Here is a 16,616-nt window from a genome sequence, read left to right on the forward strand (position 1 = left end):
GACCAGATCCTCCCCACCACGCTGCCCCGGCAGCGAACCCGACCCCGGCGACGCTGAACCCGAGCGCGACGACGAACCGGATCCCGCGAATGATGAGGCGCCGGACGCAGCCGACGAAGGCGTGGCTGGGTCGGCATTCTGCGCGGAGCCTGAGGTCTGGGGCGTCGATGTGGCGTCCCGTGAGCTCGACACGGGCTCGTCCGCGTCCGTGGGGTTCGTCGGCGCCGCAGGGATGCCGCTGTCGCCGTCACCGCCGGCGGGGTTGCTGTCACCGCCGGTGCCGTCGCCGGTGGGGTCGGGGTCCCCGTGACTGTCGTGCGCTTCTCCGTTGGGGTCGGCGGCGCGGGTGGCGTGGACGACCACGGAGACGTCGCAGTGTTCGAGGATGAGTTCCATCATCGCGTCCGAGCGGGCCATGGCGAGGTTGTCGGCGTGGCCGGCACGCACGAGTTCGCGGGCGCGTTCGGTGACCGCAGCCCATGCTGCTCGGGCGTCTTCGACGCGGAAGTCACCACGCCAGTGATCGGTGCCGTTGACGCCGGCTCGGCGGGTGAGTCCGCGGCGTTCCCGTTCGGCTGCGGCATGTTCGGCGACGGCTTCGGGGTCGACCTGCGCTGCGGTCCGGACCAGCAGTCGCCGCAGTGGGCCGGTGGTCAACTGTCCCCACACGTCCTGGATTCGTTCGACGACTTCGGCGGCGGACTCGGGCGACAGGTACTCGGTTTCTTCGGTCACGACCCGCGCCCGCTGCTCATCCAGCACCCCGGAAGCCATCGCCTCGACCACGGCCGGGGTGCGGGTCATTTGCCGGATCGCGTCCAGGATCCGGTTCTCCGCGACGTGCACCGAACACCCCAACCGGGGCGCGGCCAGCTCGGGTGCGTCCAAGCGTTGATGCCCCAGGCCGTGGTGGATCTCGGTGACGGAGCCGTCTTCTTGCCGGTGGGTGTCCCACGCGGACAGGTGCGCCAACGCGATCGCCTGCCGCGCCGAGGCGGCGTCTTTCTCTCGTTGCGCGAGCTCGATGACGTCGAGCAACTCCTCCATCGACAGTTCGTGCGCGCCGGCACGCAGCGCAGCGAACCGACCCTCCAGGGTCGCGGTCGCTGCGGTGGTGTTCATGACTCCAAGCTAGTCGAACTGGAGTTCGAGAGTCAAGGGTTTCGGGTTACGCTGATGGCTGAATTGTGAACTGGCACAACCGAATTCACCACCACTCGTGCGCGACGGCACCACGACAAGGCCGGTCGTCAACCCCCGCCACAACCCAACCTAGACACCACCACTGACACCCGCTCGAAGCACCGATGCGATCGGGCCGAGCGAGCCGAGCCGCCGTGCCGAGCCCTCGGACCCAACGTGGAGCCAGCCCCGAACCAAGCCGGCTGGCCAGTAGGGGCCCGAGCTAGTTGACTTTCCTATCTAGTGTGCACAACCATCTAGCCATGCCGAGGAGCCGCAAGGCGCGAGAGGACCGCCAGAGCCAGTGGCTCAAGGGCGTCCTCGACCTTGCGGTGCTGGCCGCGCTGTCGCGTGAGAAGTCGGCCTACGGCTACACGCTCATGGCGTCGCTCGCCGAGTCTGGCCTCGATGGCATCAAGGGCGGCACGATCTATCCGCTCCTGAGCCGATTGGAGGACGACGGACTGGTGAAGAGCGAGTGGGTCACGGGTGATGCCGGTCCACCGCGCAAATACTTCTGGCTCACGCCGGCGGGGCGCGCCGAGCTCGCGGCCGGCCGCGACGGTTGGCGAGCGTTCTCCAGCACGATGACAACAGCACTGGAGGGGTGAGATGGCGACATCAAGGTGGGAGTACGCGAAGTCTCTGGCGGAGCAACTGCGAATCAACGGGGTGGCTGAGCCCAAGGTGCGCGAGATCGTCGCCCAGGTCGAGGCTCACACGAGGATGACGGGCGAGGATCCCGTCGAAGCCTTTGGGCAGCCGGTGGACTATGCCGCCCAGTGGCAGCCACTCAGCGGCCGCCACCTGTTGACCCAGTTCCTCCTGGGAGTCGTGCTGGCCGCCGGAATCATGGGCGTCATCAAGGCCGTCTCCGTCGATCGGGCCTGGGCTGATCCGACGCCTGTGACGTTCGACGACCTGCCCACGTTCGGCGTGTTCGTCGCGCTCCTGGGAGTCCTGCCCTGGACTGTCGACCTGTTCCTCAGCCGCCGCCGCGCCTCCCGTCTCGGACAGAGCGCCCCGGGACTTGAGTGGCCCCTCAGGTGGGCCGCGATTCTCGGGATCGGCGCAGCGGTGTCCGGGGCAGTCTGGATTCTCGGCGAGCCCTCGGACGGGACGCTCTTCATGGCGCCTCGATGGCTTCTGCTTGCCCTCGGGCTGGCCACGCTTCCCATCCTGTTTCTGGCCGGACCACATCCGGGGATGGACAGTCACCCTCGGCCACCGGGTCCGGCGGGCCACGAGCCGTCATGGAAATCGAGGATGCGCCGTACGTTCCTCAACCGCTAACCTCATCGCATCATGAAGAACTGACCAGCGACCCAGCCCGCGCCAGAGGCCACCATGCCCGCGCGTGCCACGACTCACCCTCGCTGGAGTTCCATGACCCACCCCACTGCTCTCACGCTGCGCGACGTCACGCACACCTACGACGGGCGCACGATCCTCGACGGCGTCGATCTCACCGTTGCGCCCGGCCAACGCGTCGGACTCATCGGCGAGAACGGTGCGGGCAAGTCGACGCTCATCCGTCTCGTGGCCGGCCTCGAAGAACCCACCCACGGGACGATCACGACGCCGCAGGACCTCGGCTACCTCGCTCAGGACAGCGGACTCGATCCCCGCGACACGGTGGGCGATGTCCTCACCAAAGCCTTGGCGCCCCTCCACGACGCTGTTGCCCACCTCGAGAAGCTCGCCCACGACCTCACGAATCCCGTTGCGGCACAGGCCTATGACGACCTCCTCACGTGGGCAACCCACCACGACGCCTGGGATGCGGACCGTCGCGCGACGCTCTCCGCACAGCGCCTCGGCCTCGCTGAACTCGACCGTGACACGCGCATCGCCCAACTCAGCGGAGGCCAACGAAGTCGCCTCGCCCTCGCAGCCCTCCTCACCCGTCGACCGGAATGCCTCGTCCTCGACGAACCCACCAACCACCTCGACGACGCCGCACTCGACCACCTGGAATCCGAACTCGTCCAGCTCCCTGGAGCCCTCCTCGTCGCGAGCCACGACCGTGTGTTCCTCGACCGGGTCTGCACCGCCGTCGTCGACCTCGACCCCTCCCACTTCGGGACCGACGGCGAAGGCGGGCGGCGGTTCAGCGGCGACTACACGGCATACCGGGAATTTCGTCTCGAGTCCCAGCGCCGCTGGGAGGAGGCGTATGCCGTCCAGCAGGCCGAGCTGGCCGACCTGCGGTCCGCGGCGCGCACCTCCACGAGCGACGTGGCGCACAACCGGGGGCCGCGGGACAACGACAAGTTCATCCACGCGTTCAAGGGCGCCCGGGTGCAGAAGTCGGCGACCCGGAGGGCGAAGGACGCGCAACAGCGGATCGAGGTGCTCGAGCGGGAGCAGGTGCCGAAGCCCCGCCCGCCGCTGCGCTTCACCGGACGGTTCGCGAGCAACGGTCGCGGTGCAGGCTCCGTGCGCGTGCGCGACCTCGTCGTTCAGGGGCGCGTGCGGGTCCCGAGGTTCGATGTCGCGGCAGGGGAGCACGTGCTGATCGAGGGGGCGAACGGCTCGGGCAAGTCGACGCTGCTCCACGTCCTCGCCGGCCGCCTGGCTCCCGACGCGGGCGACGTGCAGGTATCGGCACGGAGGATCGGGCTGCTCGGGCAGGACGTCGACTTCGTGGACCCGGCCCGGACCGTCCGCGAGACCTACCGTGCCACCGGCTCCGAGGTGCTCCTCGGCGAACTCGGCCTCGTGCACCCGCGCGACGTCGATCGCCCCGTCGGCCTGCTCAGCGAGGGGCAGCAGCGTCGCCTCGCCCTCGCCATCGTCATCGGCGAGCAGCCCGACCTGCTCCTCCTCGACGAGCCCACGAACCACCTCAGCCTCGCGCTCGTCGAGGAGGTCGAGGAGGCACTGGTGCGCACTCCCGTCACGGTCGTCGTGGCGAGTCACGATCGGTGGCTGCGCGAGCGGTGGACCGGTCCGAGGCACGCCATCGGCTGACCGGTCCGCTGCCTGTGGACGACGCCGTGACTGTGGGTGCCACGACGTAGGGTTGGACGCAAGATGAGCACCCTTTTTGACGGCATGGATTTCGGCGACGCCCTCGGCGCCAGTGGCTCCGGGAGGAGCGACACGACACCCGGCGCGGACACCGCACCCACAACGGACCACAACACGCATGACAGCGCGCATGCGGCGATGGTCAACGCCGCCGGCGTGCCGTCGTGGGCGGTGGACGGTGACGCGGCCGTGCCCAGCGAGCCCGCCTGGGGCGCGACGGCCGCGCCGATGATCGACCCGGACGCGCTGCTCGAGGGCCTCAACGAGGAGCAGCGCGAAGCCGTCCTGCACGCCGGCAGTCCACTCCTCATCATCGCCGGCGCCGGCTCGGGCAAGACCCGCGTCCTCACGCACCGCATCGCCCACCTCCTGGCGGCACGCAACGTGCAGCCCGGTCAGATCCTCGCGATCACGTTCACCAACAAGGCCGCCGCCGAGATGCGCGAGCGGGTCGCGCAACTGGTCGGGCCGCGGGCCAAGGCGATGTGGGTCATGACGTTCCACAGCGCGTGCGTCCGCATCCTCCGGCGTGAGGCCGACAAGCTCGGCATGAAGTCGACCTTCTCGATCTACGACGCCGCCGACAGCCAGCGCCTCATGGCCATGGTCCTCCGCGACATGGACCTCGACCCCAAGCGCTACAACCCGCGCACGTTCGGCCACCAGGTCTCCAACCTCAAGAACGAGCTCATCGACGAGGAGACGTATGCCGGCCGCGTGGGTGGGGAGCCCAGCGCCGAGAACCCGGGTGGCACCCATACGGAACGGCTGCTGGCACAGGCCTACACGGCATACCAACGCCGTTTGCGGCAGGCGAACGCCCTCGACTTCGACGACATCATCATGCTCACGGTCCACATGCTCCAGGCGTTCCCGGACGTGGCCGAGCACTACCGGCGCCGATTCCGGCACATCATGGTCGACGAGTACCAGGACACGAACCACGCGCAGTACCAGTTGATCCGCGAGCTCGTCGGGCACGGCGACAACCGCGGTGAGCACTCGGTCGAGCCGAGCGAGCTCGTCGTCGTCGGTGATGCGGACCAGTCGATCTATGCGTTCCGAGGCGCGACGATCCGCAACATCATCGAGTTCGAGGAGGACTACCCCGACGCGCGGACGATCCTGCTCGAACGCAACTACCGCTCGACCCAGACGATCCTCACCGCCGCCAATGCGGTCATCGCCCGCAACGAGACCCGGCGCAAGAAGAACCTCTGGACCGACTCCGGTTCGGGTGCGCCGATCGTCGGTTACGTCGGTGACAACGAGCACGACGAGGCGTCCTTCGTCGCGCGCTCGATCGACAAGCTCGGCGACCAGCACGGGGTGAAGCCGGGAGACGTCGCGGTCTTCTATCGGACCAACGCGCAGTCGCGTGCCCTGGAGGAAGTCTTCGTCCGTGTCGGCCTGCCCTACAAGGTTGTCGGCGGCACACGGTTCTACGAGCGGCGCGAAGTCAAGGACGCGCTGGCCTACCTGCGGGTCCTGTCCAACCCTGCCGACAGCGTCAACCTGCGGCGCATCCTCAACGTCCCCAAGCGCGGCATCGGCGACCGGGCCGAGGCCGTCGTCGGAGCGCTGGCTGAGCGCGAGCGCATCACCTTCATCGAGGCTCTGGGCCGCCCCGAGGACGCACCCGGCATCGCCACCCGGTCGGTCACCTCGATCAAGGCCTTCACCGCCCTCCTCGAGGAGCTGGGCAAGGTGCGCGACGACGACGAGGCCGGCGTTGCCGATCTGCTCGAGGCCATCATCGAGCAGTCCGGCTACCTCGCCGAGCTGCGCGCCAGCCACGACCCCCAGGACGAGACCCGCATCGAAAACCTCCACGAGCTCGTCGCCGTCGCGCGCGAGTTCGACGAGGCGCGGGCCGAGACCGGTGAGGTCAACAACCTCGAGGACTTCCTGGAGCAGGTCTCACTCGTCGCCGACGCCGACGAGATCCCCGACTCGGCCGAGGCGGAGGAGCAGGGCGTGGTCACCCTCATGACCCTCCACACCGCCAAGGGTCTCGAGTTCCCCGTCGTGTTCCTCACCGGGCTCGAGGACGGGACGTTCCCTCACCTGCGCTCGCTCGGCGACCCCAAGGAACTCGAGGAGGAGCGGCGTCTGGCCTACGTGGGCATCACCCGGGCTCGCGAACGCCTCCACCTGTCGCGGGCCGCGGTGAGGTCGGCGTGGGGTGCGCCGCAATACAACCCGCCGAGCCGGTTCCTCGGTGAGATCCCCGACGACCTCGTCGAGTGGGAGCGTGAACTCAGTGGAGCGGCCGCCGTCGGACACCGTGGTCAGCGGCCGGCTGTGGCCTCGCTCGCCGCCCGACCCGGCGTCCGCTCGCCCGGCAACCGACCGATCATCCCGCTGTCACCCGGTGACAAGGTCACCCACGACACCTTCGGCATGGGCAGCGTCGTGCGCACGATGGGGGAGGGCGACAAGACCCAGGCCGAGGTCGACTTCGGCGGCGAGACGGGCGTCAAGCGCTTCCTGCTCCGTTTCGCGCCCCTCGAAAAGCTCTGAGGCGCATGCCGGGTGACCGATCCGGCTCGGGAGCCGGGTCTCAGGTCCAGAGCCTCATCAATCGGGCTCTGGAGTCTGCACCCGGCTCCCGAGCCGCTGCGGCGACGCGTCAGCACCAACGCCGAAGGGCGGCACCCACGCGGGGTGCCGCCCTTCGGCGTTGGTGCAGGAGTTCGCGCACGAGGCGCTCAGCTCACTGCAGGCCCTTCTTGGCCAGCCACGGTGCCGGGTTGACCGCTCCGCCGCCGTCCGGGTGGATCTCGAGGTGGAGGTGGGGGCCCGTCGAGCGTCCGGTGTTGCCGGTGTAGCCGACGATGTCGCCGGGCATGACCTCCTGGCCCACGAACGCCGAGTACGACGACATGTGGGCGTAGTAGGACTCGGTGCCCTCCCAGTACTTGATCCGCACGAGCTTGCCCATGTTGCCGTGGTAGCCGACGAAGACGACCGTTCCACGGGACATGGCGCGCAGCGGGGTGCCGACGGCCGTGCCGAAGTCGTTGCCCCAGTGCATGCGTCCCCAGCGCATGCCGTAGCCCGACGTGAACGTGGCACCGGCAATGGGCATGACCCACTTCTTGCCCTCGCGCTCGAGGCGCGCCTTCTCGGCGGCCTCGGCGGCGGCCTTCGCCTTCGCGACGGCAGCCACGCGAGCCTTGTCGCGGGCGACGCGCTGCTGCTCGGTCACGCGACCCTGCAGCATCGCCGTCTGGATCGCGACCTGCTGGCGGCGGGTGGAGAGGTCGGCCTGCTGGGCGACCTCGGTCGCGGCCTGGTCCCGAGCGGTCTGCGCCTGGGCAGCCGTCAGGTCAAGGGTCAGCGGGGCGGACTCGGCAACGGTGGCACCGGTAGCCGTGACGACCAACGCCGCAGCAGCGGCGGTGGGCAACACGAAGCCCGGGTGCAGGGCGCGCGAGACTCGGGTGGTGGTCGCAGGTTTGCGATGCCGGCCTCGATGGCGCCCCTGATAAGGGGAAGTCAAAACAGGGATACCTCACGTGCAGGGGACACGGGAGCAACCACCGTACCGTGACCTCCCCGTTATACAAACTTTTGTGGGGAATCAAATTCGGACTTTCGCCGATGGGCCACGGCGAGGGCCGCGCAGTCCGTGCTCAGGCCCCAGCGACACGCCGAGGGGATGTGAGGTGAGTCACGTTCGGGCGTGCAGGCTCGGGTGAGCGCCACCGGAACGGCGACTACGCGCCCTCGACTCGGCCTCGGCGCGTTGCCTGGCCGCGATCTGGGTGACGCCGGCGGTGAGGGTGCCACCGTCCTGGTCGAGTTCGGCCAGAGCCGTCGAGATGCCGTGCACGACGTCGCCGACGATCGGCAGCGAGATGTGGCCGACGCCGTGGAGCCGGATGTTGCGAACGGAGAGGTCGGGATGGCGCAGGGCGCCGTTGCCCTGCGGGACGATCACGACGTCCGTGTCGGACCAGTAGCAGATGAAGCGGGTCGTGCAGCCGGGCGCCGGTTCGTCGAGTTCGGCGATGAGAGCACTGTCCGGGCGCATCTGCCCGGCGAGCCGGGTCGGGAGGGTGTATGCCGTGTAGGTGCCCTGGTGCGGCGTTCCGAGCGTGACGAGGGTGTGCACGTGGGCGTCACCCCCGAGCCGGGTGACGTAGTAGCGGGCGATGAGCCCGCCGAGGCTGTGGCCGACGATGTGGATCTTCCCGTAGCCGGTCTCGGCCACGATCGCTTCGATCTCCTCGCCGAGCTGGGCAGCCGCCGTGCGCACGTCCTTGGTGACCGACGAATAGTTCATGGCATAGACCGCGCCGAACCCGCGACGAGTGAGCCCGCGCCGCAGCAGCGTGAAGATCGAGCGGTTGTCGATGAAGCCGTGGACGAGCAGGATCGGCGTGCCCGACGCCTCCAGGTGCGAAATGATGAGCCCGCGCTGGACGGGGGCGAGGTGCTCGATGCGGTAGCCCCGCAACCCTTCGGTGCGCTCCTGGAAGATCCCGAGCGGATAGGTCGCAAGGTGCGTCGAGATCCACGCTCCCTCGATGGCCATTCCGATGAGGGCCCGGGGGGTGAAGAGCGTGCCGACTCCGCGGGCAAGGTCCGCCCCGGACGAGGCGACCCGGCGCGCGCGGCTCAACATTGAGATCCGATGTCCATGGTGATTGCACCGTATCCCGGCGCGGCTGCGAGGTGCCCGATGTCATCGGGATCTCTGCCAATCCGTGTCCGGAAATGCAACCGACCTCGTCGTGCCGACCCGCGCGGGGCTAGGCTCGCCCCGGAACAGACCCGTGGCGAGAGCCGGGTCGGTCAATCGATCATGTGAGGACGGAAAGAATCCGTGGACCTTTTCGAGTACCAGGCACGCGACGTGTTCGAGAAGCACGGTGTACCCGTGCTGGCTGGCGCAGTCGCCACCACCCCTGAGGAGGCCCGCGCGGCCGCCGAGACCATCGGAGCCAAGAGCGGCGGCGTCACCGTCGTCAAGGCCCAGGTCAAGACCGGTGGCCGAGGCAAGGCCGGCGGCGTCAAGGTCGCCAAGTCGACCGACGAGGCCGAGCAGCTGGCCGGGCAGATCCTCGGGATGGACATCAAGGGCCACACGGTCCACCAGGTGATGATCGCCCAGGGCGCGCAGATCGCCGAGGAGTACTACTTCTCCATCCTGCTCGACCGCACGAACCGCACCTACCTTGCGATGTGCAGCAAGGAGGGCGGCATGGACATCGAGCAGCTCGCCGTCGAGCGCCCCGAGGCCCTCGCCCGCATCGCCGTCGACCCCAATGTCGGAATCGACGCGGCCAAGGCCCAGGAGATCGTCGACGCCGCGGGCTTCGACGCCGAGACCGGCGCGAAGATCGCCCCCGTCCTCGAGACGCTCTGGAAGGTCTACCGCGACGAGGACGCGACCCTCGTCGAGGTCAACCCGCTCGTCAAGGACAACGACGGCAACATCGTGGCGCTGGACGGCAAGGTCACGCTCGACGAGAACGCCGAGTTCCGTCACGAGGACCACGCCGCGCTCGAGGACAAGGCCGCGGCCGACCCGCTCGAGGCCAAGGCCAAGGAGAAGGGCCTCAACTACGTCAAGCTCGACGGCGAGGTCGGCATCATCGGCAACGGCGCGGGTCTCGTCATGAGCACCCTTGACGTCGTCGCCTACGCCGGTGAGGCGCACGGCGTGAAGCCGGCGAACTTCCTCGACATCGGTGGCGGCGCCAACGCGCAGGTCATGGCCGACGGCCTCGACGTCATCCTCGGCGACGAGCAGGTCCGCTCGGTCTTCGTCAACGTCTTCGGTGGCATCACCGCGTGTGACGAGGTCGCCAACGGCATCAAGGGCGCCCTCGAGATCCTCGGCGACCACGCGACCAAGCCGCTCGTCGTCCGCCTCGACGGCAACAACGTCGATGCCGGCCGCGCGATCCTCAACGAGCTGAACCACCCGCTCGTCACCCAGGTCGACACCATGGACGGCGCCGCGGCCAAGGCCGCCGAGCTCGCCGCCTCCAAGTGACCCGCTGACAGCTGACGAACACAAAGGAACGCACAACACATGTCGATCTACCTCAACGCTGACAGCAAGATCATCGTCCAGGGCATGACCGGTGGCATGGGCTCCAAGCACACCGCCCTCATGCTCGACGCCGGCTCCAACATCGTCGGTGGTGTCAACGCCCGCAAGGCCGGCACGACCGCCGAGATCGGTGGCAAGGAGCTGCCCGTCTTCGGCTCCGTCAAGGAGGCCATGGAGGCCACCGGCGCCAACGTCTCCGTCGCCTTCGTCCCGCCGGCCTTCGCCAAGGACGCCGCCATCGAGGCCATCGACGCCGAGATCCCGCTGCTCGTCGTCATCACCGAGGGCATCCCGGTCAGAGATACTGCCGAGTTCTACAACTACGCGGCTTCGAAGGATGGCAAGAAGACGCGCATCATCGGCCCGAACTGCCCCGGCATCATCACGCCGGAGGAGTCGCTCGCCGGCATCACGCCGCACACCATCGCGGGCAAGGGCCCGATCGGTCTCGTCTCCAAGTCGGGCACCCTGACCTACCAGATGATGTACGAGCTGCGTGACTACGGCTTCACGACGGCCATCGGCATCGGCGGTGACCCGATCATCGGCACCACCCACATCGACGCTCTCGAGGCGTTCGAGGCCGACCCCGAGACCAAGGCGATCGTCATGATCGGCGAGATCGGTGGCGACGCCGAGGAGCGCGCCGCGGCCTACATCAAGGAGCACGTCACGAAGCCGGTCGTCGGCTACGTCGCCGGCTTCACCGCCCCCGAGGGCAAGACCATGGGCCACGCCGGCGCCATCGTCTCCGGCTCGTCGGGCACGGCCCAGGCCAAGAAGGAGGCCCTCGAGGCCGCCGGGGTCAAGGTCGGCAAGACGCCGTCCGAGACGGCCGAGCTCATGCGCGAGATCATGCGGAGCCTCTGACTCCAGCGGACGCGGGGCTGAGCCCCACAGCGCACGGCGAGCGGGCGGCATACCGAGAATTTTTCGGTATGCCGCCCGCTCGCGTTCCCGGGTTCAGTCGCGTTTCACTTCTTCGCGGCGGCGTCCATGAGGTTGCCCAAGAAGGCCCAGGCGTCGTCGTTGACGCGGGTGTCGGCCAGGACGAAGGTGGCCGTGCGAAGTCCGTCCCGAAGCGCCACCGCGCCGACGAGATAGCTGTGCGGCCCGTTGCCGTCCGGATAGGTCGCCGTGACGAGGATGGTTCCGGTCCGCGGGCCCTGCTTGAGGGTGACCGCCGGATCGCTCGACTCCTTGCAGGTGGTGTCGTTGAGCATGGCGCGCACGATCGCAGCCGGCTCGGAGGCGTTGGAGGAACCATCTGACTGGAGGTTGCTCTTCTGGATCCGTTCGGCACCGGTCCAGTTGCTCTCGCCGGTGTCGCGCATCCAGGCGATGGACGCGGGGGTTGCCTCGGCGTTGGGGTCGCAGGGCACGACGGCACCGACGGTGGCCTCTTCGGGCACCCACGATCCGATGGTCATGGCAAAGGGTGTGGCGTCCTGCCAGTCCTGGGCACTGAGGAAGGCCGTGGCCGGGATCGCGGGGTTGCCCTTGGACAGGATCTGCGGCGGGGCGCCATTGCCGGCGGGGGCGCTCGGGCTCGGGCCGCCCGTGGACCCACCTGTGGAGGAGGTCGGTCGCGGGGTTGAACTCGGCGTGGCAGTGCCGGTGTTGGTCGGCCGCACTGTGGCCGAAGCGGTGGGTGTGCCCGTCGGCGCCTGCGTCGGGGTCGTGGTGGGCGTCGTGCTCGGGGTGGTTGTCGCGACGGTGGGTGTCGGCGTGGCCGGGAGCGGCGGGGGAGCGGCGTCCTCTCGGGCGAGGCCGCGGAAGCCGACGGCGGCCACGATCGCGACCGCTGCTGCGACTCCGGCGGTGACGGCGAGCATCCGACGGCGACGGCCGCGGTCACCACGGGCCCGGACAAAGGCCGGCTCGGGGATCGGGGTGGCCATCACGTCGTCACGAAGGGAGAGCAGGGCGCCGCGGAGAAGTGCGTCGTCCTCGGGGGACCATGGGGTGGTGCTGCGAAGGTCATCCATGACGGTTCTCCTTCCTCGCGAGAGTGGCTGGATGGTCGGGTTGGGTGGTGCCGCGGAGCAGGTCGGCGAGTTGGGCCCGGCCGCGGTGGAGGCGGGCCTTGACGGTGCCGGGTGGGACGTCGAGCTCGGCTGCGATCTGCGCGATGCTGCGGTCGGCCAGGTAGTGCAGGGCGACCGTTTCGCGCAACACCGGGCTCAACTGGCGCAGCGCGGCGACGACGGCCACGCGGCTCTCGTCGGGCGGCGCCTGCGCCGCGACGGACCCGTGCCGCGTGTACGCCCGGTCCCGTGCCTGACCGCGACGCCACTGTGAGATCGCGATGCGCCGGGCTACGGTGCGGACCCATGCCAGCGGGTCGTCGTGGGTCGACACCCGGGCCCAGTCGCTCCATGCCTTGGCGAACGCCTCCTGAGTGGCGTCCTGGGCGAGCGTGAGGTCACCGGTCACGGCATACACGAGGTGGATGACGCGGGGCGCGGTCGCCCGATAGAAGTCGTCGAACGCCGCCGTGTCGCGGTCCTTCATCGCCCACCCCTTTGCCCGTCGTGTCCAGCCTGTCATGGGAGCAGACGCGCCGGGGGCGAGGAAGGTTGCATCACGTCGGGCGTGTGCTCCACGACTCGGCCGTGGCTGCGGGGGACACTGGGGCGCGATGACAGTCATGGATTTGCTCCGGGGAATGCGCCCCTCCGAGGACACCGAGGGTGAGGGCGACGACGCGCCCCGCGCCGGTGGTCCCGCGTGGCTGTCCGACTCCGCGCGCGACGTGGTCATCGGCCTCGTCACCGGACTGATCTCGCTGCTCGTCGTCCTCGTTCCCACCGTCCTCGGATGGATGCTCGACCCCCGACCCGGCGGATCGTTCGGTGACCCACTCGGGGCCGCGGCCGCGTTCTGGCTGCTGCTCCACGGCGCTCACCTCGGTGCCGGGGCGACGTCGGTGGCGTTCGTTCCGCTCATGCTCGGTGCGCTCGTCGTCTGGGGCGCGGCTCGTGGGGCGAGTCGGGCTCTCGAGACCGCCGACGTCGACGACGACTTCGTGGCCGATCTGCTGCCGCGTTCCGTTGTCGGGATCTCCGGTCGGTGGTGGCTCGGGTATGCCGTCGCCCTCGTCCTCGCGTCCCTGCTCACGTTGGTGGGGTCGTTGCCGCTGCGGTGGCCCACCCTCGTCGTGCCGATCCTCGTCGTTCCGGTTCTGGCGCTCGCGATCGCAATCCGGCGCCTCGCCCGGGAGGGACACGTCCTCGGGCCGCGCCTCGAGGCGGTCGTGACGCCCGAGGCCGCGCGGCGAGCGTGGGGCCCTGCCCTTCGCGGTCTGGGGCTCGTCCTCGGACTCGGTGCTGTGGGTGTCGCCGTTGCCGTCGTGCTGTCCTGGCACTCGGTCTCGAGCCTGCATGCCGAAGTGGGCGCCGGTTTCCTCGGTGGCGTGCTCCTCGCGGGCGCCCAGCTCGCGTCATTGCCCAACCTGGCTCTCTGGGTCGTGTCGGTGTTCGCCGGTCCCGGCTTCTCCGTCGTCGACGGGGCGCACACGTCCCTGTCCGGCACGGAGAGCGGACTCATGCCGCTCGTGCCGGTCTTCGGTGCCGTGCCGGAGCCGGGGACCTATCCCTGGGCGGCGTGGCTGTTCGTCCTCGTGCCCGTCCTCGTCGGCGGCTACATCGGGCGGCGGTCGCTGGCCTCCGTGGCACGGCTGTCGTCGCTGCGGACCAAGGCCTCTGTGGCGCTCATGGCGTGTGCTTTCGTGGCCGTGGGCCTCGCCATCCTCGACGGTCTCGGTGGAGGCTCGCTCGGGGCCTATCGCCTCGCCGACATCGGTGCGCCGGCGCTCAGGATGGCCCTGACGCTCGGGCTCGAACTCGCCGCAGGTGCCCTGGCGGTCGTCGCCTGGGACGCGTGGCGACTGCGCCGCTGATCCCACTCGATAGGGTGCTCGGCGTGAACGAACCCACCGGCATCGTCGTCCTCGTCTCGGGCTCGGGCACGCTGCTCCAGGCGCTCATCGACGCGAGTCTCGACCCGGCATACGGGGTTCGGATCCTGGCCGTGGGAGCGGACCGGGACGACATCGAAGGACTACGTCGCGCGGAGCGCGCCGGCATCGACACCTTTGTATGCCGGGTGGCCGACTTCTCCGACCGCGTCGCCTGGGATGCCGGGCTGGCTGCCGAGATCGCTTCTCGCACACCGAAGTTCGTCGTCACGGCGGGATTCATGAAGATCCTCGGACCGGAGACGCTCGCGGACCGGGTCATCCTCAACACGCACCCCGCTCTGCTCCCGAGCTTCCCCGGAGCGCACGGCGTGCGCGACGCGCTGGCCCACGGCGTGAAGATCACCGGTACGACCGCACACTTGGTCGACGCGGGGGTGGACACCGGCCGGATCCTCGCGCAGCGCGCCGTCGACGTGCTCGACGACGACACCGAGGAGACGTTGCACGAGCGGATCAAGGTGCAGGAGCGGGAGCTCCTCGTCGAGCTCGTCGGGCGTCTGGGGCGTGACGAGCTGACGCTCCCGGGCCGCTAGAATCCGGAGTGACGACTGGCGCAGGTGGACCACCACCGGGGAGTCACATGGGAGTTGCATCGCCCGCCTGGGTGCACCCGGCAGTTCATTGAACGACCGCACACCCTGCACTCTCATGATTTGGAGCCACCACCATGGCCGTTTCCGTCAGCAAGCCCGGACCCACCCAGGATCGCCGCCCCCTCCGCCGGGCGCTCATCTCGGTCTTCGACAAGACCGGCCTGGAGGACTTGGCCCGTGGCCTGCATGAGGCCGGTGTCTCGATCGTGTCGACGGGTGGATCGGCCAAGCTCATCGAGGGACTCGGCATCCCGGTGACCGAGGTCGCCGACCTCACCGGCTTCCCCGAGTGCCTCGAGGGGCGCGTCAAGACGCTGCACCCGATGGTGCACGCCGGCATCCTCGCCGACACCCGCAAGCCCGACCATGTCGAGCAGCTCGGTGAGCTCGGCGTCGAGCCGTTCGACCTCGTCGTCGTGAACCTCTACCCGTTCGCGGACACGGTGGCGTCCGGCGCCGGTGCCGACGACATCGTCGAGAACATCGACATCGGCGGGCCCTCGATGGTTCGTGCGGCCGCCAAGAACCACCCCAGCGTGGCCGTGGTCGTCGACCCCACGGCATACGCCGAGGTCCTTGCCGCAGCGCAGGGCGAGGGCTTCACGTTCGAGGAGCGCAAGGCGCTCGCGGCGAAGGCGTTCGTGCACACGGCGACCTACGACACGCACGTCGCGTCGTGGATGGGCAATGCCTACGTCGACAGCTCCGAGGGGACGGGCTTCCCGGCGTGGGTCGGTGCGACGTGGAACAAGACTGCGGTGCTGCGCTACGGCGAGAACCCCCACCAGAGCGCGGCGCTGTATGCGAGCGGCTTTGCTCCGCAGCCGGGTCTCGCGCAGGCCAAGCAGCTGCACGGCAAGGAGATGTCCTACAACAACTACGTCGACGCGGACGCTGCGGTGCGGGCGGCGTACGACCACGGCGACCAGCCGACCGTCGCGATCATCAAGCACGCCAACCCGTGTGGGATCGCCGTCGGTGCCGACGTGGCCGAGGCGCACCGTCGTGCCCACGCGTGCGACCCCGTGTCGGCGTTCGGCGGCATCATCGCGACGAACCGTCCTGTGACCGTCGAGATGGCGCGCACGGTCGCCGACATCTTCACCGAGGTCGTCGTGGCCCCGAGCTTCGACGACGACGCGCTCGAGGTGCTCACCGCGAAGAAGAACATCCGCCTCCTCGAGGCAGCCGCACCATCACGCGGTGGCGCGGAGATCCGGCCGATCTCGGGTGGCCTGCTCATGCAGCAGCGCGACGCGCTCGACGCCGTCGTGCGTGACGAGTCCGGCGAGGTCGTCGGTGGCGACGACGCCGCGAACTGGCGGCTCGTGTCGGGTTCGGCTGCCGACGAGGCGACGCTCGCGGACCTGCAGTTCGCGTGGCGTTCGGTGCGTGCGGTGAAGTCCAACGCGATCCTGCTCGCGTCCGATGGCGCGTCCGTCGGCATCGGCATGGGGCAGGTCAATCGGGTGGACTCGTGCCACCTCGCCGTGTCGCGCGCGAACTCCGGGGCCGGCGCGGATGGTGCGGTGGTCGAGCGGGCGCGTGGCGCGGTGGCGTCGTCGGACGCGTTCTTCCCGTTCGCCGACGGCCTGCAGGTGCTCATCGACGCAGGCGTTCGCGCGGTCGTGGCGCCCGGTGGGTCCATGCGCGACGGCGAGGTCATCGAGGCGGCGCAGGCGGCCGGGGTGACGCTCTACTTCACGGGGACCCGCCACTTCGCCCACTGACCCAGTCTTTTGCCCTGCTGGTTCAT

14 protein-coding genes and 1 riboswitch are annotated in these 16,616 nt (G+C 69.3%); of the genes, 9 read left to right on the plus strand and 5 right to left on the minus strand.

The window, feature by feature from the left end; all coding sequences use genetic code 11:
• On the minus strand, positions 1-1,122 hold a 1,122-nt coding region (locus tag N803_RS15065), incomplete at its 3' end, for a DUF222 domain-containing protein (RefSeq protein WP_035906849.1).
• A 323-nt stretch (positions 1,123-1,445) separates the two neighbouring features.
• On the opposite strand from N803_RS15065, the gene N803_RS15070 reads away from it, so the two are divergent.
• The 4 genes from N803_RS15070 (at position 1,446) to pcrA (ending at position 6,738) form a co-directional block, all read left to right on the plus strand.
• A complete protein-coding gene (locus N803_RS15070) occupies positions 1,446-1,793 on the plus strand; it encodes a PadR family transcriptional regulator (RefSeq protein ID WP_035906851.1) in 348 nt (115 codons plus the stop codon).
• A 61-nt stretch (positions 1,794-1,854) separates the two neighbouring features.
• A complete protein-coding gene (locus N803_RS15075) occupies positions 1,855-2,475 on the plus strand; it encodes a hypothetical protein (RefSeq protein WP_156969813.1) in 621 nt (206 codons plus the stop codon).
• 93 nt (positions 2,476-2,568) lie between these two features.
• Positions 2,569-4,155, plus strand: coding sequence for an ABC-F family ATP-binding cassette domain-containing protein (locus N803_RS15080; protein ID WP_035906854.1), 1,587 nt, complete (start codon positions 2,569-2,571; stop codon positions 4,153-4,155).
• Between the two features lie 63 nt (positions 4,156-4,218).
• On the plus strand, positions 4,219-6,738 hold the full coding sequence (gene pcrA / locus N803_RS15085; protein ID WP_035906856.1) for a DNA helicase PcrA: 2,520 nt from the start codon (positions 4,219-4,221) through the stop codon (positions 6,736-6,738).
• Positions 6,739-6,931: 193 nt separating this feature from the next.
• Here the strand turns inward: pcrA and N803_RS15090 are convergent, their stop codons facing one another.
• Together N803_RS15090 and N803_RS15095 are read right to left on the minus strand one after the other, a co-directional pair.
• Positions 6,932-7,630, minus strand: a complete 699-nt coding sequence (locus tag N803_RS15090; RefSeq protein WP_052112352.1) for a M23 family metallopeptidase — start codon at positions 7,628-7,630, stop codon at positions 6,932-6,934.
• A gap of 261 nt (positions 7,631-7,891) precedes the next feature.
• The gene (locus N803_RS15095; RefSeq protein ID WP_052112361.1) at positions 7,892-8,845 is read right to left on the minus strand and encodes an esterase/lipase family protein; all 954 of its coding nucleotides are present in this window, start codon (positions 8,843-8,845) and stop codon (positions 7,892-7,894) included.
• A gap of 204 nt (positions 8,846-9,049) precedes the next feature.
• Between N803_RS15095 and sucC the strand changes: the two genes are divergently transcribed.
• Together sucC and sucD are read left to right on the plus strand one after the other, a co-directional pair.
• Positions 9,050-10,225 (plus strand): ADP-forming succinate--CoA ligase subunit beta, encoded by a 1,176-nt coding sequence (gene sucC / locus N803_RS15100; RefSeq protein ID WP_035906859.1) that lies wholly within the window; start codon positions 9,050-9,052, stop codon positions 10,223-10,225.
• A 39-nt stretch (positions 10,226-10,264) separates the two neighbouring features.
• Positions 10,265-11,155 (plus strand): succinate--CoA ligase subunit alpha, encoded by an 891-nt coding sequence (sucD, locus tag N803_RS15105; protein WP_035906861.1) that lies wholly within the window; start codon positions 10,265-10,267, stop codon positions 11,153-11,155.
• 104 nt (positions 11,156-11,259) lie between these two features.
• Here sucD and N803_RS15110 read toward each other — a convergent pair whose 3' ends face one another.
• The gene (locus N803_RS15110; protein ID WP_035906862.1) at positions 11,260-12,273 is read right to left on the minus strand and encodes a hypothetical protein; all 1,014 of its coding nucleotides are present in this window, start codon (positions 12,271-12,273) and stop codon (positions 11,260-11,262) included.
• Positions 12,266-12,799: an RNA polymerase sigma factor gene (locus tag N803_RS15115; protein ID WP_035906864.1), complete on the minus strand. Its 534-nt coding sequence runs from the start codon at positions 12,797-12,799 to the stop codon at positions 12,266-12,268. The genes N803_RS15110 and N803_RS15115 overlap by 8 nt, the downstream gene beginning before the upstream one ends.
• Positions 12,800-12,926: 127 nt before the next feature.
• Here N803_RS15115 and N803_RS15120 point away from each other — a divergent pair, with 127 nt between their 5' ends.
• The 3 genes from N803_RS15120 to purH all read left to right on the plus strand — a co-directional run bounded on the left by N803_RS15120 (position 12,927) and on the right by purH (position 16,590).
• Entirely contained in the window at positions 12,927-14,186 is a 1,260-nt protein-coding gene (locus N803_RS15120) for a cell division protein PerM (protein ID WP_169743107.1), read from the plus strand.
• A gap of 14 nt (positions 14,187-14,200) precedes the next feature.
• Complete coding sequence (gene purN / locus N803_RS15125) at positions 14,201-14,800, plus strand: phosphoribosylglycinamide formyltransferase (RefSeq protein WP_035906943.1); 600 nt, start codon at positions 14,201-14,203, stop codon at positions 14,798-14,800.
• Between the two features lies 1 nt (position 14,801).
• Positions 14,802-14,880: riboswitch (ZMP/ZTP riboswitch) on the plus strand.
• A gap of 54 nt (positions 14,881-14,934) precedes the next feature.
• Complete coding sequence (gene purH, locus N803_RS15130; RefSeq protein WP_035906867.1) at positions 14,935-16,590, plus strand: bifunctional phosphoribosylaminoimidazolecarboxamide formyltransferase/IMP cyclohydrolase; 1,656 nt, start codon at positions 14,935-14,937, stop codon at positions 16,588-16,590.
• Positions 16,591-16,616 lie beyond the last annotated feature (26 nt).

It is taken from the genome of Knoellia subterranea KCTC 19937, from assembly GCF_000768685.1.
In the GTDB taxonomy this organism is placed as follows: domain Bacteria; phylum Actinomycetota; class Actinomycetes; order Actinomycetales; family Dermatophilaceae; genus Knoellia; species Knoellia subterranea.

Coding starts and splice junctions, on each gene's coding strand:
- pcrA (WP_035906856.1), top strand. CDS start 4,219: ATGAGCACCCTTTTTGACGGCATGGATTTCGGCGACGCCCTCGGCGCC.
- purH (WP_035906867.1), top strand. CDS start 14,935: ATGGCCGTTTCCGTCAGCAAGCCCGGACCCACCCAGGATCGCCGCCCC.
- N803_RS15110 (WP_035906862.1), bottom strand. CDS start 12,273: ATGGATGACCTTCGCAGCACCACCCCATGGTCCCCCGAGGACGACGCA.
- N803_RS15120 (WP_169743107.1), top strand. CDS start 12,927: ATGACAGTCATGGATTTGCTCCGGGGAATGCGCCCCTCCGAGGACACC.
- N803_RS15070 (WP_035906851.1), top strand. CDS start 1,446: ATGCCGAGGAGCCGCAAGGCGCGAGAGGACCGCCAGAGCCAGTGGCTC.
- sucD (WP_035906861.1), top strand. CDS start 10,265: ATGTCGATCTACCTCAACGCTGACAGCAAGATCATCGTCCAGGGCATG.
- N803_RS15080 (WP_035906854.1), top strand. CDS start 2,569: ATGACCCACCCCACTGCTCTCACGCTGCGCGACGTCACGCACACCTAC.
- N803_RS15115 (WP_035906864.1), bottom strand. CDS start 12,799: ATGAAGGACCGCGACACGGCGGCGTTCGACGACTTCTATCGGGCGACC.